The 20,636-nt window shown below is 35.9% G+C and carries 17 protein-coding genes; 16 read left to right on the top strand and 1 reads right to left on the bottom strand.

Features of this window, described 5'->3' with window-relative positions:
• Positions 1 to 122 precede the first annotated feature (122 nt).
• The gene (locus A5821_RS10980; protein ID WP_086314617.1) at positions 123 to 2,012 is read right to left on the bottom strand and encodes a BglG family transcription antiterminator; all 1,890 of its coding nucleotides are present in this window, start codon (positions 2,010 to 2,012) and stop codon (positions 123 to 125) included.
• 189 nt (positions 2,013 to 2,201) lie between these two features.
• Here A5821_RS10980 and A5821_RS10975 point away from each other — a divergent pair, with 189 nt between their 5' ends.
• The 16 genes from A5821_RS10975 (at position 2,202) to A5821_RS10900 (ending at position 20,597) form a co-directional block, all read left to right on the top strand.
• The gene (locus A5821_RS10975; protein ID WP_249921871.1) at positions 2,202 to 2,519 is read left to right on the top strand and encodes a PTS sugar transporter subunit IIB; all 318 of its coding nucleotides are present in this window, start codon (positions 2,202 to 2,204) and stop codon (positions 2,517 to 2,519) included.
• Positions 2,520 to 2,542: 23 nt separating this feature from the next.
• A complete protein-coding gene (locus A5821_RS10970) occupies positions 2,543 to 3,784 on the top strand; it encodes a PTS sugar transporter subunit IIC (RefSeq protein WP_086314615.1) in 1,242 nt (413 codons plus the stop codon).
• A gap of 1 nt (position 3,785) precedes the next feature.
• Entirely contained in the window at positions 3,786 to 4,109 is a 324-nt protein-coding gene (locus A5821_RS10965) for a PTS lactose/cellobiose transporter subunit IIA (protein WP_086314614.1), read from the top strand.
• Between the two features lie 4 nt (positions 4,110 to 4,113).
• Positions 4,114 to 5,535: a glycoside hydrolase family 1 protein gene (locus A5821_RS10960; protein ID WP_086314613.1), complete on the top strand. Its 1,422-nt coding sequence runs from the start codon at positions 4,114 to 4,116 to the stop codon at positions 5,533 to 5,535.
• Between the two features lie 347 nt (positions 5,536 to 5,882).
• Entirely contained in the window at positions 5,883 to 6,599 is a 717-nt protein-coding gene (locus A5821_RS10955; protein WP_086314612.1) for a response regulator transcription factor, read from the top strand.
• Positions 6,600 to 6,756: 157 nt separating this feature from the next.
• A complete protein-coding gene (locus A5821_RS10950) occupies positions 6,757 to 11,055 on the top strand; it encodes a hypothetical protein (RefSeq protein ID WP_086314611.1) in 4,299 nt (1,432 codons plus the stop codon).
• A 17-nt stretch (positions 11,056 to 11,072) separates the two neighbouring features.
• Complete coding sequence (locus A5821_RS10945) at positions 11,073 to 11,420, top strand: LPXTG cell wall anchor domain-containing protein (RefSeq protein ID WP_086314610.1); 348 nt, start codon at positions 11,073 to 11,075, stop codon at positions 11,418 to 11,420.
• Positions 11,421 to 12,227 carry a WxL domain-containing protein gene (locus A5821_RS10940; RefSeq protein WP_086314609.1) on the top strand — a complete coding sequence of 269 codons (807 nt, stop codon included), beginning with the start codon at positions 11,421 to 11,423 and terminating at the stop codon, positions 12,225 to 12,227.
• Between the two features lie 31 nt (positions 12,228 to 12,258).
• The gene (locus A5821_RS10935; RefSeq protein ID WP_086314608.1) at positions 12,259 to 13,044 is read left to right on the top strand and encodes a WxL domain-containing protein; all 786 of its coding nucleotides are present in this window, start codon (positions 12,259 to 12,261) and stop codon (positions 13,042 to 13,044) included.
• Between the two features lie 85 nt (positions 13,045 to 13,129).
• Complete coding sequence (locus A5821_RS10930) at positions 13,130 to 14,200, top strand: DUF916 and DUF3324 domain-containing protein (protein ID WP_086314607.1); 1,071 nt, start codon at positions 13,130 to 13,132, stop codon at positions 14,198 to 14,200.
• A 21-nt stretch (positions 14,201 to 14,221) separates the two neighbouring features.
• Positions 14,222 to 14,887: a hypothetical protein gene (locus A5821_RS10925; RefSeq protein WP_086314606.1), complete on the top strand. Its 666-nt coding sequence runs from the start codon at positions 14,222 to 14,224 to the stop codon at positions 14,885 to 14,887.
• 21 nt (positions 14,888 to 14,908) lie between these two features.
• Positions 14,909 to 15,628 carry a signal peptidase I gene (gene lepB, locus A5821_RS10920; protein WP_086314605.1) on the top strand — a complete coding sequence of 240 codons (720 nt, stop codon included), beginning with the start codon at positions 14,909 to 14,911 and terminating at the stop codon, positions 15,626 to 15,628.
• An 18-nt stretch (positions 15,629 to 15,646) separates the two neighbouring features.
• The gene (gene lepB, locus A5821_RS10915) at positions 15,647 to 16,252 is read left to right on the top strand and encodes a signal peptidase I (RefSeq protein WP_086314604.1); all 606 of its coding nucleotides are present in this window, start codon (positions 15,647 to 15,649) and stop codon (positions 16,250 to 16,252) included.
• Between the two features lie 18 nt (positions 16,253 to 16,270).
• A complete protein-coding gene (locus tag A5821_RS10910) occupies positions 16,271 to 18,880 on the top strand; it encodes a YfhO family protein (RefSeq protein WP_086314603.1) in 2,610 nt (869 codons plus the stop codon).
• Positions 18,877 to 19,851: a DUF5067 domain-containing protein gene (locus A5821_RS10905; protein ID WP_086314602.1), complete on the top strand. Its 975-nt coding sequence runs from the start codon at positions 18,877 to 18,879 to the stop codon at positions 19,849 to 19,851. Before A5821_RS10910 ends, A5821_RS10905 begins: the two co-directional genes overlap by 4 nt.
• On the top strand, positions 19,848 to 20,597 hold the full coding sequence (locus tag A5821_RS10900) for a hypothetical protein (RefSeq protein WP_086314601.1): 750 nt from the start codon (positions 19,848 to 19,850) through the stop codon (positions 20,595 to 20,597). Before A5821_RS10905 ends, A5821_RS10900 begins: the two co-directional genes overlap by 4 nt.
• Positions 20,598 to 20,636: the final 39 nt, after the last annotated feature.

Raw genomic sequence — 20,636 nt, 5'->3', positions numbered from 1 at the left:
AGTTATTTTTTTAAATCCTCAATAATAAAATTTTTCATTTTCATTAAGGAGTAATAGGCAACAAGAATAATGAAAAGAAAAGTGATCCTAAATTAGTCGACAAGCGAAGTCCTGCTTGATCCTCAAAACCTAAACGAATCCACCAAACAACTCACAAACTCTTCATAAGAAGCCGCTTTTAACAATGCCTCGATCGTTTCTTGATTATCCAATGATTCAACAATCAAATTAAATATTTTCCGAAATTCTTTTCGTTCAGACTTATTCATGGCCATCATCACGACGATTTGTACATATTCTTCATCCCAAAGCAGAGGCTTTTCATTGATCACAAAGTAGAGGGACGTTTTTAATGCATTCATTTCCATCGAATGAGGCATGGCCAGACCGTTGCCAAAGCTTGTGGAGGACATTTTTTCACGCCTAAGGATTTCTTCTTCAAAATTTGGCTTTACTCGGTTTAACTTAGTTAAGTGTGTGGACATGCGATGAATCAGCTGATATTTCGTTTCTGAATGTTGATTTTTTTCAAATAACTCTTTAGAAAAATACTGTTCGATTATTTTTTTCATTTTTAGCTGTTGCATACTTAGATTGATTTTTTTGACTGCTTGTGTGAGGATCTCTTTATCCTTTTCATTGAAAAAAGGTGTGATTTTTACATATTCTACATTGCTTGGTAGTACGATCGTGGAAATAATCAGCTCTTGATTTAGGTTAGAAATCGGCGCATCAACCTCTGTAATGATTTTTTTTATGTCTAATTCATAATCAAACGCTGCTAAAATTTTCTCAGAAAGATCGACATGCATATCGTAATAACTAGGACAAATCAACGTAGCGAACAACTTACTTTGGTTTATTTTAGCATGTTCAAAATAAGCACCTAGATGAAAAGCTAAGTAAGTGATTTCATCTTCCGCAATTTCTGATCCTAAGTATTCTTCCAATTCATTAGAGACAAAAACAGCTAAATCATAAACCAATGGATAATTCTCCTTGATCTCTTTGGTCATCGGATTTAAGGCAACTTGTTTTTCCCGATTGCGGTTCAGCAGGTTTTGTAAATGTAGGGAAAATTTAATGAAGAAATCTTCATCATCTAAAGAAAGTAAAAATTCTTCATTGATTTTCTGTAAAATCCGATTAGACAATTGAATACTTTCGTCTGCGATATACTCTTTCAAATCTTCTTTGATATCTGCGTAATTCAATAAGGTTGTTTTACTTTTTAAAAGAATCGTCATATAAGAAATTTCACTTTCTTTTAAGGAAATATCATAAGTATCTTGAATGTAGTTCGCAATATCAATCGCTGAGCGATGTTCTGCTGCTAGACGCGCATCGATTTTTGGAATAGCTGTCTCTACGATTTGATTGCTGTCATAGATTCGTTCCATCGCAACTACTATGTGTAAGATAATGCTATTTAAAGTATAACCGTTGATATATAAATTGTTTTCTTTAAGAATTTGGGTGATCGTCAGTTTCAACTCATCCAAGTCATAGCCGTAAAAGGCAGCTTGAATCGTTGCCAGATGGAGGAAATCAGCACTTGTTTCGTGATAAAACTGTTCTCTGATCCACGCGCGTTTCTTCTCTTCAGCACCAGATAAATAGACACTGTTTTCTTGACTAATGATTTTCAAGTGAAATTTACTCAATTCCTTATTTGCTTTACTGATCGTTCGCTCTAAAGTAGAAAGGCTGATAAAAAGCTGTTCTGCTAAATCGTATTTATTGATGGGTGTAACTAAATAAATGAGTTTTTCAGTCAATATCTGTTCTCGACTGACTTCTTTTGAAGATAGGTCGACTGATTCATTTTGGTTGATAACATATCCTTTTGATGTCGCTTGAATCAGTTTTTGAGTCTGGCGTGCATTGATTTTTTTGATGTAGTTTTTAATCGTTCTAGTTGAAACCGAAAAAGCATGAGCTAACTGACTAGAAGAAGTCAGACCGTTTACGCGAAGATATTTTATCAATTGTTCTTCAGATAATTTTTTCATCGCACTTTCCCCCACAGTCTTTTTTTTACATATGCTTCGATTATTCTTGGCTTCATTATATAGTCTTAGATCAAAACCCACAAATCACACTTTTTCACCGTAAGTGATTACTAGTGCAAAAGGTTGGATTGCTTACGTGACAGAAAATGGAGATAATTTGAGTGTAAAAGATCAAAGGAGGAAATGAATGTGAGCAAGAAAAATATTTTATTAGTTTGCGGTGGCGGAGCATCTAGCGGCTTTTTAGCTCAAAGTATGAAAAAAAGTGCTAAGACACAAGGGCTATCAGTAACGGTTGAAGCGGTTGGAGATTCTGAAATCGAAGATTATATCGATGAAAAAGATGTAGTGTTGTTTGGTCCGCATTTACGTTATATGGAAGCTGAATTAAAAGAAACGATGAGTGAATTTGATTCGATCCCTTATGATTTTATTCCAGATGAGTATTACGGCGCGTTAGATGGGGAAGGAACATTGAATTTTGCATTGTCATTAATGGCAGATTAGATTAAAAACTAGGTGGGAGAAAAATGAAAAAGATTATTGATTGGATGACAAATGTTTTTGCGCCAAAAGCTAACAAAATAACGAAAAATCCTTGGATCGGTGCTATTCAAGAAGCAATGACAACGGTAATGCCAATGATTTTAGTCGGTTCACTAGTGACGATTTTTGCTATTTTTGAAGAATATATTCCAAATTTTCCAGATATTTCGCCAATCAGCAGTTTTAGTTTTGGGTTAGCATCAGTCTTCGTGGCATTTTTTATTCCTTATCTGCTGTTGGAGAAAAAGAAGAAACACAAATTAAAAAAACAAGCTGGGATGATTGGGATCGCATTTTTCTTGATGTTGGTTTTTCCGACATTTAATGAAGAAGGCGATATCATCATTGAATTTGCTAAATTAGGTTCTGGCGGTATGTTTGCAGCAATTGTTGGGGGATTGTTTGTAGCATTTGTCATGGATAAGTTTTCTAAATTTAGTTTGTTTAAAGAAGATACCATGATGCCGCCGTTTCTAGTAGAAGGATTTGATAGCATTGCGCCAACATTTTTGATTTTAGCAATTGGCTGGATCGCGATTTTTATTTTTAATATTAATCTGTATGATGGCATTTACTGGATTCTATCTCCCTTAGTTAATGTGTCTCAAAGTTTCTGGGGATTTGTGTTGATTATGTTTATTCAAGCGTTCCTTTATTCATTTGGTATCAGTAGTTGGGTTTTAGAGCCGCTGTATGTGCCAATTGGGTTGCAGGCAGTGGGACAAAATGCGGCAGATCTAGCACGTGGTGTTGATCCATCGTTGATTTTGACTAACGAAACATTGCAAGGATGGGTTTGGATCGGGGGAGCAGGTTCTACGTTAATGCTTTCTATATTTATGTTATTCACGAAGTCAAAGCGTTTGCGGGCTATCGGAAAGTCATCGATCGTTCCTTCATTGTGTAATATCAATGAGCCCTTGGTATATGGCGCACCAGTCGTCTTTAATCCAATGTTGATGGTGCCGATGTGGATTTCAGGCATTGTCGTACCAGCGATAACCTATCTTTCTTTCCAACTTGGCTGGGTCAGTATTCCGACAAAACCATTTGCTTTATGGTATTTACCAGTGGGGATACAAACTTGGCTGATCAATGGTGATTTAAATGGGCTAATTTTATTAGGGGTATCGTTAGTTTTAACAGGATTTATCTACTATCCATTCTTGAAAGTATATGACAATCAAATTTATAAAGAAGAATTGCTAAAAGCGGAGGAAGCTTAAGATGACACAAGAAGAAATAAATGAAGTAGCAATGCAAATGATCTTACATGCCGGCAATGGTCGTAATTTGATCAAAGAAGCACTAGAAAAAATGGATGAAGATTATTTTGTCGAAGGAGAAGAGCTGTTAAAAGAAGCTAAAAAAGAATTAAACTTAGCACACAATGCGCAAACAAAAGTCGTTCAGTACAGCATGGAAAACACAGTTGAAATCAATTTATTGTTCACTCATGCGCAGGATACGTTGATGACGATTTTAAGTGAATATAATATTGCCAAACACTTATTTAAATTGTATTACAAAATCAGTAAAATCGGAGGGTGATCAAATGCCTTCTTTTCCAAATGAATTTTTATGGGGAGCAGCGACTGCGGCGTATCAAGTGGAAGGGGCTTATTTAGAAGACGGGAAAACATTGTCTGTTGTGGATGAAAGTATTGCTCCTGAATACGCAGATACAAGTATTGCTAGCGATCATTACCATCGGTTTGAAGAAGACATTCGCTTGATGAAAGAATTAGGCTTGACGGCCTATCGTTTTAGTATTGCTTGGACGCGAATTTTGCCTGATGGTAGAGGGAAAATCAATCAGGCGGGGGTTGATTTTTATACTCAGCTGATCGATGAATTGCTTAAAAATAAGATAGAACCCATTGTGACGATCTATCATTTTGATTTACCAGTTGTTTTACAAGAGGAGTATGGCGGTTTTAGTTCAAGGAAAATCATTCCTGATTTTATTGAGTATTGTCGCGTATTATTTGAACAGTTTGGTGATCGAGTGAAGTATTGGCTGACGATCAATGAACAAAGCAATATGTTTTTATTGCCGTACCTGATTACGTTTACTGAAGAGAATGAGCAATCGTTATTAAAGCAAAAGTATGAAATGAACCATATCATGACTTTAGCGCATGCTAGTGCAGTAAAATTATGTCATCAGCTTTTACCCGATGCAAAAATTGGTCCAGCGATCGGGATCTCACCCGTGTATCCCAAAACCTGTGATCCAAAAGATATCTTGGCTGCCGAAAAAGCAGAAGAGTTGCGGAATACCTTCTTTTTAGAATTATATTGTAAGGGAAACTACTTACCTGCGATGCAAGCTTATATGAGAGAACATGACTGCCAGCCAACGATTGAAGCAGGTGATATGGAGCTGATCAAAGAAGGACGCTGTGATTTTCTTGGACTTAATTATTACGATAGTAAAACGGTCGAACATGTAACAGCATACGATCGTGGTAAAGAATTAGTGATCAATAAATCAGGTGAAGTTGGTTCAACTGAGAAAGAAGTCATCGAAGGAATTTATAAAGGGTGCAACAATCCCTATTTAGATAGAAATGATTGGGATTGGGAAATTGATCCGGAAGGGTTGCGGATAACCTTGAATCGAATCTATCAGCGTTATGAAGTCCCTTTGATCATCACTGAAAATGGTTTGGGTGCAGTCGATACACTGACTGTGGACAAACAAATTCATGATGAGTACCGCATCGATTATTTGAAAAAACATCTTGAGCAAGTTCATTTAGCGATGGTGCAAGATGGTATAGAAGTATTTGGTTTTTGTCCATGGTCGTTTATTGATTTAATCAGTACGACTAGTGGGTTCAGAAAGCGATATGGTTTTGTTTATGTAGATCGAACGGATACAGAAATCAAAGAGTTGATTCGATATAAGAAGGACAGTTTTTATTGGTATCAAGGAGTTATTAGGAGAAATAGAAAAGGGTTTGAATTATAGAGCATACTATAGAAAAGGTTATATTTTCGAATATAACCTTTTTAGTGTGTTCATAATTCAACTATTCTCTACCAACCAAAAACTTCTAATGTCTAAGGATAAAAGCAGGTCAGGAATGACGGACTATGAAAAAAGAGGATCAGATTGAAATAATACATGTTAAAAATACATATGTTTATATAATAAATAAAAAATATTTGAAATTTTTCCGAATTAAAAATACATAGAATGAATAAAAAAGCGCTTTCTTCAGAGCGCTAATCCCCTTTATTTATATTAAGATAAACAAAAATGATAGATAGATCATTGTTTCAAGGATGAAGGAAAAGAGAAAGGAGTCATCATAGATGTATTTTGTCGGTATTTTATCAATGTCCGCCGAACAGGAAAACGTATATTTAAATGTATTAAAAAGACTGGATTTTGACGTTAAATTTATCCCTTTGAATACTATTGAACAGCACCAAAAGTACATAGATACAATCATAATTGATGAAACAGGAGGCTCAACTTCGGGCAATAGTTACGAAATAATTATGAAAGTAAGGAGTGTATTTGATAAGTACCTTCTATTACTAACAAAAAATCGAACGACAACAACAGATTTGGTGTATTTGAGATTAGGTGTTGATGGAATAGCAAGTGAAGATACGGATTATGAAGTTACGTTCACTCAATTAAAACGTGTGCTAGAAGTCAGTAAAAAACCAGATATAAGCAATGAAAGCAAGAAATCAAATCAAGTAACAGAAGATTTATTAAAACTCAATCCACAAAATAGAAGTGTTCTTAAAAATGGTACTGAGGAAATCGAATTAACAAATACAGAATACCAAATTTTAATTGTTTTAATAAATCATATAGGAACGGCTATTTCTTATGATGAGCTTTATCAAAAAGTATGGGGTAAGGAAAATCAAATGAACAGGAACCGCCAATCTTTAGTGACAAATGTTGTCTTTAAACTTAGGGCAAAAATAGGGAAGGGGCATGGTGGTCAAAGTTATATTAAAACGGTTCGCACAAAAGGGTATATGTTTAACCCGTTAATAAAAATAGTGTAGAAAAAAATAGAAGTAGGCTCTATATTTTGTAGATCTAGTAATAGCATCAATAATTATTCTTGATTCAAGCGAAGACCTAAAACCTAGAGTTTTAAAGGAGGTGGTGTAAGAGCTTGAATAGTCATGGGCGTAAAAATAAATAAAGAAAGGAGACAAAATGGAAAAAGTAAAAAATAAAAAAATGTGGAGCGTGATTGCTCTGGTATTTATTGGGTTTGTGATGGTAGCAACTATTTTTAATCAAAGTTCTTCTATATCTGCCAAAACAGATGAAAGTTCCAAGAAAGTAACTCAAAGCAAAACTCAAGATATACCTAATTTAGATTCACAAGATAATCAAAATGGAATACATGAAAATAATTTTTCTAGCAGACTGATGAACCCAATCGAAAATGAGAGTGGGTTAAAGGCTACCGCGAAAATATTGACTGTGGCGCAAAATAAAGCATTTCCTTCTCTAGCTACCGTGGCTGGTCGTAATATGCTTTTTTCCCAAGTTGTTATTCCCGATCCGCAAGCTGGAGCTTCGTATGTCTATGTAGATTCAGAGGGTTCACTGTCAAATCCAAGTAGTAGTGCAGTTGGTTTTCAAAAAATTTATGTGAAAATTACTGAGAATGCGACCTCTTCTAGCATCATTGTCCCAATTCCTGTCACTGTGACTGATGCAGGAACAAGTTTGTTGTTCAGTAATACAGTTGCTCTTCAGGTAAATAATACTAGTGGAAAAATTATATTGTATCCAAATGATACAAAAGGCAAAAACGCTACTGAATTAAGCCAATTAGTTCAATCAAAGGGAAATATTCAAGCATGGAATATGGAAACAGGAGAAGCTGTTCCAGTAAATGTTCTTAACACAACGATCAATGCCACGACGATAGGAGCTTACACTGCGAATGTTGAAGTGACTGCTGGATCTGGAGCTGACCAACAGAAAGTGACAACATCGAAAGCGGTTGTTGTTTTCGGAGCAGAACCACAAAAATATGTGAACGTTACACAAAATACACCATTGGTATTATCTACTGTTCCTACAAATTTATTTACGAAGTTCCAAACGGTGACAACTACGATATCCACTGGAGTGAATTATAAATTTGTGGATGAAGAAGGAAAAGAGCTGCTAAATTCTAAGTTTGATACCAGTGAAGTCGGTTTTCATTGGGCTAATATTAAGATGACGGATAATAATAACCCAAATATTTCTACAGTTATTAAAGTAGCAGTCAATGTGACGAACGATACTATTTCAACTCATTTTGGCGCTACAGTTATGCTTAAAAAAGATAAAGATGCGGTTGTTACGCTGAGTGATATCAAAGGGAAAAACTCAGCTGAGGTGGCAGCGATTGTTCAAGCTAAAATGAATCTGAAGGCTTGGAATATAAGTACCGGCGAAACAGTAGCAGCGAAAGTTACAAGTACGACAGTAAAGCCAAATACAATTGGGAACTACAGTAGCACAATTCAATTAAGTTTAGCTGGAAAAACAGAGACAACTTATTCGAGTTTTGTTGTATTCGGCGCCATGCTAAAAGCGCCATATTATACTGCGATTTCTCAATTTAGAACATTAGATATGGGTTTATATGCTGGGAAATTTTTTGATAAATATCAGACATTGACAGGAAATTTAGGCGGTAATGCTAATTATGAATGGGTAGCAAATGAAGCAGGAGACCCGATAGAGAGTTTTGATTCTAGTAAAGCGGGTTTTCAATGGGGCTATATCAAGATGTCCGAAAAAACCAACGCTTCCATATCAACCGTTATCCCAGTTCCAATCACTGTAACAAATAACCAAACGACCATTGTAAATGCCAAGGCTGGATTGAGTTATGATCTGCCGCTTGTGACCAAAGGTGAGCTCAAAAATTTGGATAACATCCAAATCATTCAATTGTTGACCAATAAATTATCGTTAAGTGCTTGGGCGCTAACTTCGGGGAAAAAACTAGATGTAAAGGTAACGGGTACAACGATTACACCACTTAGTCAAACTGGTGAGATAACGGTCACGATTACTTCTGAAACAGAAATAATCCCATATAAACTAAATATTTTAGTTGTTCCGGATAAAGTATTTGGAAAAGATCTTTCAAACGACTGGAAAAATATCCCGTTGAATTCTTCAGAAGGATTGGTTATTAATCCTCTTACTGGATCAAAAATGAGTTTTCCTCAAAGAGGCCTAACGAGTGCGCTTAAAACAGATCAAGGGTTTATCATTAAGGATGAACAGAATCGAGGATACGTTTTTTTTGATCAAAAAGTGTCTGATATCCCAGGTGTAGGAAGTTATCCTCTATATGGAGGAAGTGTCGGTTGGAGTAGAACGAATGGTCTTGGTTGGGATGAAGTGGATAGTAGAATCGTAACTAGTTATTTTATGAGAAAAGGCAACACGATCAAGCAAATTTTGTTCGATCAAAAGAATCAGGTTATGTATGTTTATACATTATCCTTAGCCCGAAATTTAAACTTTTCTGTTTACTTGGACATGTACAATCTTTCTAACGAGACAAAGAAATTTTCTATGTTAGAAAGTGTAGACACAGACTATCTATCAGATTTAGTTTCAATTTATGCAATGGGAAATAATAGTGGATTCTATATGGAGAAGGAACAGGATGTGAATAATAAACCCGTTAAACGGCGATTTTCAATTAAGTTGAAAGACTCCAAAGGACAGTGGCTATCAGATTATACAAAATTTATTGCTGGTGCCTATAAAGGTATTGGGGTTTTTAACGACTATAATTATTTTGGCAATGACTTTAGTAAGTCTGGAAATGAAAGTGACGAATTAGCTGAAGGTGATGTCATTTCAGAAAATGTAGATACAGCTTATCAATTAGGAGCACCTTGGAAAGATATTGCATCAGGAGAGTCTTTGAAAACAGGATATGAAGTGTTTGTGGGTCAGGAACTTCCTTACATGCAATTACAAGCAGATCCGGATGTTTTTAATATCTATCAAGATCATACAGAAGATTTAGTGTCAGATTATACGATAAGTAAGATTCCAGAAGCTGGAGCTAAAGGTTCAGTGTATGTTACGTATCCTGACGGAAGTGAAAACCAACTTCCTTATCTTTCAAATGAAGTAAAAGAATTTGATGGGCGTTTGGTCATTCCAGTGAATAAATTATCGGATAATCTAAATGAAGAACAAGGAACAATCAAAAGTTATGATACAAGCTTAATAGCCGTAGATGAATCCGGCGGACCAACGAATGGTGTACCATCACATGATTATCAAATCAAGGTCAATGTCTATCATCTAGGCGGTTCACCTATAGCGCAAATTCTTAAAAAAGATAGCGTTTGGAACAAAGAAGCCAATACGCTGATTGCGGATCCAGTCATTTTACCAGGTCATAAAGCAGATTTTGAGTATGTGAATCCATCTAAACCAGTTGATACATCTAAACCAGGTCTGCAATATATGGAAGTTCGTATGACAGACATGAATGATCCTTCTCAAAAAACGATTATTCGCGTTCCTGTAATGGTTTTAGACGATACTTTACCAACAACAGGCGTGATGGTTGGAGCTGTTGACTTCGGTACAAATAGGAAAGAAGTTTCTGGTTTGTCAGACGAAGAACTGAATGCCTTGATTTTGAAAAAATCAGATGCTGCCGGTTGGGATATTGCTACAGGTTTACAAAAGGATGTGGAATTATCCGTTCTTAATACAACCCTGACGAACGATCCTGATATCACAAAAAAGTATACAGCTACGATTCAAGCGAAAAAGGGTGCAGTGACTGAAACAACTACAGTTCAAATCACCCTCAGTGCGAAGCTGATCGTCAACTTTTTAGACATCAAAGGGAATGCAATTCATGATCCTTATACGGGAACAAATGAAATAGGCAGCACTGTTGATTTGACCGAATTGTCAGAAGTGACTGATATTTTAGCTAAGTTGAAAGCAGATAACTATGAATTAGTCAAAAAACCAGATAATGAACAGTTTAAAATCGTTTATGGAGAAAATAGGGCTGATTATCAATTTAATGGTGCATTGACACTGATTTCAGCACCAGATGTACTTGATTTTGAGACGAAAAATGCGACGGTCAATGCAGTGAAATTCACTGATCCTAAAGTGGTTGGAAAACCATTAGTTGTATCAGATACTCGAGCAGAAAAAGAAGAATGGTCGTTAAAAGCCAACGTTGATCAGCCATTGACCAGTTTAGCGAATAAAGAAGTTATTATTCCTGATGCCATCAAGTATAACTATCAAGGAGAAGACTTGATGTTAGGAACAGATAGTGTCGTTATTGTTAATCACACGAATACAGCTTCTGATACCTACGATATTACCAAAGAACGCTGGTCTAAAGGAGAAGGATTTTTACTCGATTTACAACCAGGAGCGATTAAAGCACTTGGAAAATATCAGGCAAAAATAACAATTACATTGGAAAATACCAAGTAGAAGGGCGGAGGAATAGCATGGAAAAACAGAATTTTTTAGTTAAAACTATACTTTCTTCTTTACTCATACTTGTTTTTTCAGTAATTGCTGTGGGAGATGTAAACGCTGAAGATGGGGCACAGATCCAAACCAAAGGAGAAATAACACTCTTTGATGATACCTCACCGAGTACAAGTGAATCAGTTTCGTCCAGTTCAATGAACCCATCCAGTTCGTCTAACGTTATGATAAAACCAGAGGGTAGATTACCTTCGACCGGTGAGTTGATCAAGTATAGCTTTTTGATTAGTGGAATCTTATTAATACTGTTATTACTGTTGATCTGGTGGCTCAATCGTCGACAAAAGGGAAGGAGCAATGAGTAAATGAGTAAAATTCATTGGATCTCTCCATTAGTATTTGTCATTGTCGCTACTATAGTAGCTGGAGGGGCAAATTATGCCTATGCCGAAAAACAAACAGGAGACATAGGTATCTCATTCAAAGGGCTAGTTGATCCAGGCTTTGGCGTATTAGATCCTGAAAATCCTAAAAATGAGTTAATAAGTGAGGATGAGTACGGGAAGACTAATGGCCCGTTAAGAATTGATTTTGTTCCTAACATCAACTTCAGTAGTAACAAAATAGTGAAAAATGATATCAGCTATCCAGTCGATTCATTACTATTTAAAGGAATCATTGCTCCTAAAGGGAACTTTATTCAAATTTCCGATTATAGAGATACGCAAACGGGTTGGAGTTTACAAGTTCGCCAAGAAACTCAATTTACTAAGCAAGATAAAGAGAAGCATCAACTTGATGGCGCGGTTCTTTCTTTCGATAAATCATGGGTCAACACACCAAATGGAATCCCAAAATATCCTAGTGTTTCAAAAGAAGTCATTCGTTTGAACAATCTAGGAGAAACCTATACCTTAGCTAAAGCTGAAAAAGGAACAGGTGGAGGAACATGGAGTATTATTTTCGGAACGTCAGAAGACAATCCAAATGATGAAAAATCTACGTTAGTTCCTCGGTTAGATGAAAACGGGAAGCCTGTCATTGACAATTCTAAAGATAATCAAGCTGTTTATTTAAATAATGCAGTTCGATTGACTATTCCTGGGAGAACTAAAAAAGAACCAGGAACTTATACAACGGTGCTGACTTGGATTATTTCCGAGTTACCATAAATAAAAACACACAATATAGGAGGAAACACAAATGAAATTAACAAACAAATTATGTGGTGCTGTATTATTAGCAACACTAGGAGTAGCGGTAGCTGTACCAGGAATTACAAAGGCAGATAATACAACTTTTACAGGTGATATGGATATCCAATTCACTCGTAATACAGGTGATGATACAGACACGACAAGACCAAAACTAACTGATTCAGATGGAAACTCAGATACTGATATCGAATCTGGTTCAGTTACTAGACCGATCAGACCAGCTATTTTTGGGATTCAAGATGTGACACCATTAAGCTTCGGAATGAATGCTGTTGTGACAGACGGAAATGACCGTGTCTTCTGGGCTAAAAATTATACAGAAAAAGAAGCAGTAATGGCTAATAACGTATTGATCAAAGATGTTCGTAGTACATTGAACCACAACTATACGCTAACAGCTCAAATCACAAAACCAATGACAACTACTGTTAAGGACGGGGAAGAATCGCAAGAACGTACACTTTCTGGAGCAACGTTGTTATACAGAAATATTGGCCGCAAAACAAATGTAGCAGAAGAAATTGCATTACCAACAAGCGCGGTAAAAACTTCTGCCGAAGTAACTGAAGCTTCTGCAGTAACAATCGTTGATAATACTGGTTCAAATAAAGACCAAGGTCAAGGACAAACTTACATCCACTTTGGTAAAACAAATGCGACAGGTGAAGAATCATCTGAAAAATCAGTGAAGTTGACTGTTGGAAAAGATAAAACAATCTTTGAAGGTAATTACAAAGGTGAAGTAACTTGGGTATTAACTGCTGCTAAGTAAGTAGCTTAAAGGAAAATAATGGTTGTCGGCTACTTACGGCCGACAACTCATTTTATAAAAGAAAGTAACTGGAAAGGAAACAATCATGAACTCATTTTTTAAAAAAAGTCTATTTTTAGTTGTATACATAAGTTGTTTATTTTTAAGTATGCCTCATTCTACATATGCTGCGGAAGAAGATTTTGGGATAGGCTATAGCTATAAAATCATCAAACCTGAAAATCAAGTAGGGAATGCCGGCTATTTTGATTTACGAATGACACCTGAACAAAAACAAACTGTTGAAATCGAGTTATATAATATGACCGACAAAGAACTTTCTGTGGATTTATCTGTGCACAGTGCTAAAACCAATAGTAATGGTGTGATTGAATACGGTCCAACTAAAATCGAGAAAGATCCTTCATTGAAATATAGCCTAGAAGATATTGCTAAAGTCCCAGAAAAAGTCACGCTGCCACCCAAAGGAACAGTAAACGTTCCTGTAAAAATCACTATGCCAAAAGAACGATATGACGGCTATATTGCTGGTGGAATCTATTTACAAAAAGCGCAATCGGAGGAAGAAAAAAAAGCGGATGAGAAGGCTAAAGGAGTAGTGAATAAATACGCATTTATCGCTGGTATGTTGTTGAGTGAAACCGATGCTAAGCTGCAGCCGGAGTTGAAATTCAATAAAATCGAGGCTGGTTTAACGAATTATCGTAACTCCTTTATGATTAATTTTTCTAATATTGAACCTGTCTATATTGAAGGGATGACAGTAGATGCACAAATCTTTAAAGAGGGTTCAGATGAGATTTTATATGAATCGAAAAAAGAAAATTATCGTATGGCGCCGAATTCTGCAATGACTTTCCCTGTAAATCTAAATGGTGAAGCATTTGTTGCAGGCGATTATATTGGGCATATCGTTGTTACAGCAGGGGATGAAAAATGGGAATGGCGTGGGAAATTCAAGGTTACTCGAGAAGATGCTGACAAGTATAATGCTGAAGATGTTTCTCTTATTCAAGATCGAGGGATTAATTGGAAAATGATTGCACTGATTGTTGGGAGTATTCTTCTTATTTTATTAGCAATTTATATCATCACACGTACTGTTTCTAAAAAGAATCAAGACAAGAAGAAAAGAAACAAAAAAAAGAAGCGCTAATGGAAGAAAGGAGATAAAAAAATGACGGTATTGGATTGGCTTTCTGTGGGGTGTTGTTCAGCCTTCCTAATCACTTTTCTTATCGGGCTTTTTTCTTTCGCACTATTTTTTATTACCAATAAAGACTTAGATGAATTAAATCGCAAACGACCAAAAAATAAACAAAAAAAGAAACGCTGGGCACGCGCTCGTCGATTATTGATTAGAAAGAAAAAAGCCCAAGTTAAACGAGGAACTATTTTGATTATTTTGAGTGTGCTATTTGTGAGTAGCGGACTTTATGCACGATACTATCAACAAACTAATCTATCTTCAGCCGATAGCAATATTATTGTTCAAAGCTATTTTGTGACAGATGAAATGAATAAAACTTTGGTTAACTTTCAAAATGGTGGGGACGTAGAAAAATCAAAAGAGAAATTAATGGAGCTAAGCTCTTTGATGGCATCTTATGGCAGTTCAACTCCATCCAATGGTCTATCAAAAGAAGGGCAACAAATTCTAAATCGCTATTATGTACAGGTACGTGAATATGGAACAAATGCTTATTCGCTTACAGCAAAACAATTGAACAATCCAGAAATCATTTCTACTTACATAGATGATTTAAAACGGATCAAAGAAACACAAAAAAAAGTTTTTAAGCAATTTAGCATAAATGAATCTGCATTAAAGCAGAAAAAATAAACGAGCTATAGGGAGGCTAATGTGAGTATAAAAAAAAGAAGCAGTTCTCATGGGCGCCCTAAAAAAACAGGAATAAAAGATCAGAAAAAGAAGTTGGATGCTTCTAAAGACCGAGTAATTAATCAAAGCAAGAAGCATCCCACACATATAAAAAGGAAGACAGTAAGGGTTCTTGAGGTGAAACAAATCCGGATAAAAAAAAGACGATTGGTCCGCATGAAGAGAACATTCGTTGAATTTGGGATTAGTTTAGCTATATTAGGAATCTTTTTGTATTTATTATCCTTTTTTACGCTTTCATTTACTAAAGTAGCAGGTTATTCAATGGTACCTACGCTGAATAATGACGAGTGGGTACTCGTAAATAAATTAGTTAACCCCAAACGATTCAAGTTAGTTGTACATAGAGATTCAACGAGTAAAGAAACATCAGTAAGACGTGTGATTGGGTTACCAGGTGAAGCAATTCATTATAAAGATGATACTTTATATGTCAATGATCATGATGTTTATGAACGATTCATAGCGGCAGAAGTGCAGCGAGCGAAAAGTAGTAAAGGTGAATATACAGCTGATTGGACACCAGAAACAGAGATAATACCTAAAGGTAAGTATCTGTTATTAGGAGATAATCGCCCATATGCTGCTGATAGTCGAGAGTACGGGTATGTAGATGAAAAAGAAATTGTTGGCGTTGTTGAAATGAGAGTTCTACCGCTTCACTTGATACAACAATTTTAGGTGGCGGAGGATGAAAGGATGATTGACATAGAAAAGAAAAAATTAAAATGGCGAGAGATTAAAGAAAAAGTAAAGATACGTTACTTTAAACTAGCTTGTGTTTTGTTCGTTGTCTTTTTGAGTGGTTGTTTTTTTATGAAAATAAAAGCTCACATGGTAAGCGGGGAATCGATGATACCAACGCTACAGAATAAAGACCGTTTGTTTATCGTAAAAAGCAAAGATCCGACGCGCTATTCAATCATTACTTTTCAACCTAATGAAGTTCCAAATGAATCTTATGTAAAACGAGTGATGGGACTACCTGGTGATCGTATTTGGTTAGACCAAAATACACTGTATTTAAATGGGCAAATGGCTGAGACCAACCCCACACCAGCTGATGAAACAAACCTTTCAGGAATTGAGTTGCCAGACGGGACGCTCAAAGTTCGAGTGACTTGGGAAGTTGCGGCGAAGCTAGAAGGACTTACGATGATTCCTGACAATCAATTTTTTGTGTTGGGAGACAACCGAAAACATTCTGCGGATAGTCGAGAATTAGGGTTGATTGATCGAAATAAAATCGAAGGAGTCGTGACATTTAGGTATTATCCATTGAATCGGCTTGGGTTAATTAAGTAAAGAAAAGCGAGGACAACGATGAAACAAAAGAAATCATTTTTTAAAAGAAATAGCATAGCGATAGCGCTGAGTTTTGTTCTGCCTGTGCTCATTATGGCAGCGAGTTATTATCGATTAGGGATTTATCCCACCAGTGATCGGACAATTTTGGCAAGCGATGCTTTTGGTCAATTAGTTAATTTTTATGCAGGATTTAATAATTTATTGCATGGTGAGCAGTCCTTTTTCTACACATGGACGGGTTCTCTAGGATTAAATTTTGTCTCGTTAATGAGTTATTATGTGAACAGTTTATTTAGTTTTATCGTGTTTTTTTTCGATAACATACAGATGCCTGATGCTATGTATTTAATTTTATTGATTAAAATAGGTTCGATGGGTGTGACTTTTTGGGTATTCTCACATTTTACCTTCCGGTTGCCACAATGGTTAAAAGTAGCGTTAAGTGTGAGTTATGCATTGATGAGTTTTACGGTAGCTTATTCGATCATGTTGATGTGGATGGATGCAATGATTTATCTTCCATTGATTTTATTAGGGATTCATCGTGTGATGGATAAACAAAAACCGTTATTATTGTTCATTTCCTACTTCTTATTATTTGTCACAAATTACTATATGGCGTTTATGGTGGGGGTGTTCAGCTTTTTGTATTTTACCATTCGTACTTTGACAGATTGGAAACGGAATAAAGGAGCAATCTTCCCTTATCTAATTACATCAATTCTTGCTGGTGGAGCATCTATGGTAATCATTCTTCCTTCAGTGATCGATCTGAGAACGAATGGAGAAAAAATGGATACCATCGACTATTTTTTTACTAATGATGTCGGGTCTTGGGATTTTGTCGTCAAAAGTATGGCGGGAGCTTATGATACATCCAAATTCGGTAGCGCTCCGTTTATTTACATCGGACTCTTACCACTGCTCTTCTCTATTTTCTATTTTGTAACTAAAAAAATTCCTTTAAAAAACAAATTGCTGTACGGCGGACTGCTTTTATTTATGGTAATCAGTGTATATGTCCAACCTTTAAATCTATTCTGGCAAGGACTCCATTCACCTAACATGTTTTTATTCCGTTACAGTTTTTTGTATTCAACTTTAGTGTTGATATTAGCAGGATTTGGATTGGAGCAATTTGAGAAAAAAGACCTTAATCTATTAGGCAATATTACCTTATCTGTCATTGGCATTTTTATCGTAGCAGCGATTTTTTCCAATAAAAAAAGATATGGTTATATTACCCAAGAATCATTGATTGTCACAGTCATTTTATTCATTGTTTATGTCTCTTTGTTTCTATTGAAAGAAAAAAAGGGGAAGTGGGCATGGTTCATTCCTACTCTACTAGTCGCTTGTGTTTGTGGAGAACTCTTTTTTAATACTTATCAAATTATGATTGGAATCAATCGGGAATGGGGCTATACCAGTAGAGAAAAGTATACGAATGCCTACAAAGATATTGAACCGTTGGTAAAAAAAGCGCAAGCAGAAAATGATTCCTTTTATCGACTAGAAAATGTAGATGCCGTAAGTCGGACGGATAGCTTTAATTACAATTATTCAGGGATTACTATGTTTTCTTCCGTTCGGAATCGGCATTCTTCCCAATACTTAGATCGTTTGGGCTACCGTTCACCAGGTACGAATCTAACGGTTCAATATCGAAATAACACGATTTTAATGGATGACTTACTTGGTGTTAAATACAATATTGCCAAAAAGGATCCTAAAAAATATGGCTTTAAAAAAATTGCTACACAAGGAAAATATAGCTTATATGAAAATAAAGATGCCTTGCCATTAGGAATGCTTACGGATAAGGGGATTTACCAATCAAAAAATAATGAAAACCAAACTGCATTAATTCAATACCTTTCAGAACGAAAAGAGCCTCTTTTCCAATTTACAGGATTGAGTGAAGTCTCTCGTGATAATTTGTATATCCGAGAAGAAGGGGATTTCACATACTTTTCAGAAGAAACTAACGCAAGTGAAGAAAAAAGCATCACTTGGGAAATCAACGTTCCAGCACAGGCTCAAGCCTATCTGAACTTAGACGCTAGAGCAAATCGAGGGGGCGAGGATGGTATTGTAGAAGTGACAACTTCTGGAAGTAAGGTGACAGGAATTCTTTCTTCGGTAGGGTCCTACTACAATCTGGGGCACTATGATAAGGCAGAAAAAATAATTGTGACAGCTAAATTCAAGGAATCATCTGTTGTAAAAGTAATTCGTCCTTCCGTGTTTGTCTTAAAAACAGATGCTCTTAATGAATCAATCAAAGCAATCAAACAAAAAGAAGTAATATTCGATGTCAAAGGAAACCAAGCGAAAGCCACAATTTCAACGGAGAAAGAGCAAGTCGTATTTACAACAATTCCTTACGATGCAGGTTGGCAAGCCACTATTGATGGAAAACCAGCAAAAATTGAGGCTGTACAAGACGCCTTGATTACTGTAAAAATACCACCAGGCAAACACACCATTCAACTGACTTATTATCCCAAAGGAATGAAACTAGGCGGCATACTATTGATAGTTTGTGTCCTACTGTTTGGCTTGTATGTCTATTGGTCTCAGAGAAATAATCAAAAGAGAAAGCAAGAGGATTCGATACTATGAAAAAAAGAAAGGCCTTCTATTTAGCCATAATTGTTGTCGTATTTTTTTTAAGTGGTTGCGGTCAATCGTTAGATAAGAAAAAGCAAGCGTTCACCGATAGAGGTATATCGTATGAGTTACAGTTGCCTTCTGGATGGAAAGTAGATAAAGGAACAAACGATGAATATAGTCTTCACACACCTTTCAGCGCAGAGGATACGAAAAGTAACTCCTACTTATTTATTATTACGGCACCTGTGATGGAAGTCGATCGAAAAGAGTTCGGGGAACAAACTCGAGAAAAACTAAAAGAACGATACAAATACAAAAAAGCAAAAGATATTTATATGAAAGAACTGAAAATAAACAATAATCCCGCCTATAAATATACCTTAAACACCATTTATAACGAAAAAAGTGTTTGGGCGCATTTCTACTATATCTGGACAGAACATGGTTTTGTCCAACTGACTTTTTATTCTGCGGATGATAATTCCTATAAGAAACGCTCGGAAATCATTGATGCTTCAGTAGGAACCTTTAAAGAAGTTTCTTATGACAAAGAAAATGCAGAAAAAGACGAAGAAGAGCAGAAAAAAGAAGAAGGCGATGTTATTACCATTGAAAATGATGAAATAAAAATGGAAACAACAGCTGTACGTCAACTAACGGGTGCTAATCACAAGAAATTGTTGGCGATCCGATATACGTTTACAAATTTAAGCACAAAGCCGATGCAACCATCTGTATGGAAAGATTTAGTAACGGCTAAGCAAAATGACAAAGCGCTCTCATTTGGAAGTCTTCCAGAAGGTACATCATTACTAGATGTAAAAGATTTAATGTCAACTCAAACAAAAGAAGTAAAAGAAGGAGAATCTGTTGAAAGTGTAGTTCTTTACGAACTTTCTGATCAGAGTACGGTGGAATTGAGTTTTTCACAAGAAGCCTTTTCAGGGCAAGGACCGACACGGGTGGTGGTTCCTAAATGAGAAAGCAAACGGCATATATAGGATTAGGATGCGCAATTCTGTTTTTTTTGTTAGTTATTTCAGGTTGTACGAAAACATCCCGATATGAACACTTCTCTAAAGCAGATCAAACATTAAGTTGGACGGGAAATCAAACTCGTTCTTTTGGGGACTCTGATAATTCGGGTTTGAAAACAGAAAAGGACGCTTTTGAGCTGATAAAAGAGAAATATAAACTAGGGATTCCAGCCTATTATGAAGAAACGAAGAAACTGTTGACAAAAGAGATTCCATCAAAAGAGGTTCAACAAAGGCAAACTACCTACTCAGTTTTTGCCAAAAATAAAGAACTAGAATTTCGTACTTTATACACTTTTTACAAGGAAAAAGAACTACAAATTATCGTAGAAGTCACCTTCAACTACACATACTCAGCTGATCGCAAAGAAGCATACTTAAAATCCCAGCTTATAAATATTAAAATTGCTCCTATTAATGAAACATTGCCGAATAACAATCTGGCGGATCTTATCAAGGGCATCGGACAAAATATGAAACTAGCTGAAAATAAGATCAACTCTGGATTAGCCGGTTATGAAAAAAAAATAAAAGAAGACAAAGAACCAGTTACTGCCGATTATCTGCCTGTTATCTCTAACGCAAGTGGATTAAAAAAAGAGCAAGAATTTTTGAAAGAGATTGCTGTTGTATATGATCAAAACGGAACGTTTAGAGAACTCTACGCAGAAATTTCTGATCAGAAATGATGGAAGTAAATATCACGTTTTAAGGATTTTTGAAAGAGA

The organism is Enterococcus sp. 7F3_DIV0205 (assembly GCF_002141365.2).
GTDB classification, from domain to species: Bacteria; Bacillota; Bacilli; order Lactobacillales; family Enterococcaceae; genus Enterococcus_L; species Enterococcus_L palustris.
This window is presented reverse-complemented; position numbering and strand designations above follow the sequence as displayed.

Bases quoted from the DNA above. Each gene is read 5' to 3' on its own strand.
- A5821_RS10980 (WP_086314617.1), bottom strand. From the start codon at position 2,012: ATGAAAAAATTATCTGAAGAACAATTGATAAAATATCTTCGCGTAAAC.
- A5821_RS10970 (WP_086314615.1), top strand. From the start codon at position 2,543: ATGAAAAAGATTATTGATTGGATGACAAATGTTTTTGCGCCAAAAGCT.
- A5821_RS10965 (WP_086314614.1), top strand. From the start codon at position 3,786: ATGACACAAGAAGAAATAAATGAAGTAGCAATGCAAATGATCTTACAT.
- A5821_RS10960 (WP_086314613.1), top strand. From the start codon at position 4,114: ATGCCTTCTTTTCCAAATGAATTTTTATGGGGAGCAGCGACTGCGGCG.
- A5821_RS10955 (WP_086314612.1), top strand. From the start codon at position 5,883: ATGTATTTTGTCGGTATTTTATCAATGTCCGCCGAACAGGAAAACGTA.
- A5821_RS10950 (WP_086314611.1), top strand. From the start codon at position 6,757: ATGGAAAAAGTAAAAAATAAAAAAATGTGGAGCGTGATTGCTCTGGTA.
- A5821_RS10945 (WP_086314610.1), top strand. From the start codon at position 11,073: ATGGAAAAACAGAATTTTTTAGTTAAAACTATACTTTCTTCTTTACTC.
- A5821_RS10940 (WP_086314609.1), top strand. From the start codon at position 11,421: ATGAGTAAAATTCATTGGATCTCTCCATTAGTATTTGTCATTGTCGCT.
- A5821_RS10935 (WP_086314608.1), top strand. From the start codon at position 12,259: ATGAAATTAACAAACAAATTATGTGGTGCTGTATTATTAGCAACACTA.
- A5821_RS10930 (WP_086314607.1), top strand. From the start codon at position 13,130: ATGAACTCATTTTTTAAAAAAAGTCTATTTTTAGTTGTATACATAAGT.
- A5821_RS10925 (WP_086314606.1), top strand. From the start codon at position 14,222: ATGACGGTATTGGATTGGCTTTCTGTGGGGTGTTGTTCAGCCTTCCTA.
- lepB (WP_086314604.1), top strand. From the start codon at position 15,647: ATGATTGACATAGAAAAGAAAAAATTAAAATGGCGAGAGATTAAAGAA.
- A5821_RS10910 (WP_086314603.1), top strand. From the start codon at position 16,271: ATGAAACAAAAGAAATCATTTTTTAAAAGAAATAGCATAGCGATAGCG.
- A5821_RS10905 (WP_086314602.1), top strand. From the start codon at position 18,877: ATGAAAAAAAGAAAGGCCTTCTATTTAGCCATAATTGTTGTCGTATTT.
- A5821_RS10900 (WP_086314601.1), top strand. From the start codon at position 19,848: ATGAGAAAGCAAACGGCATATATAGGATTAGGATGCGCAATTCTGTTT.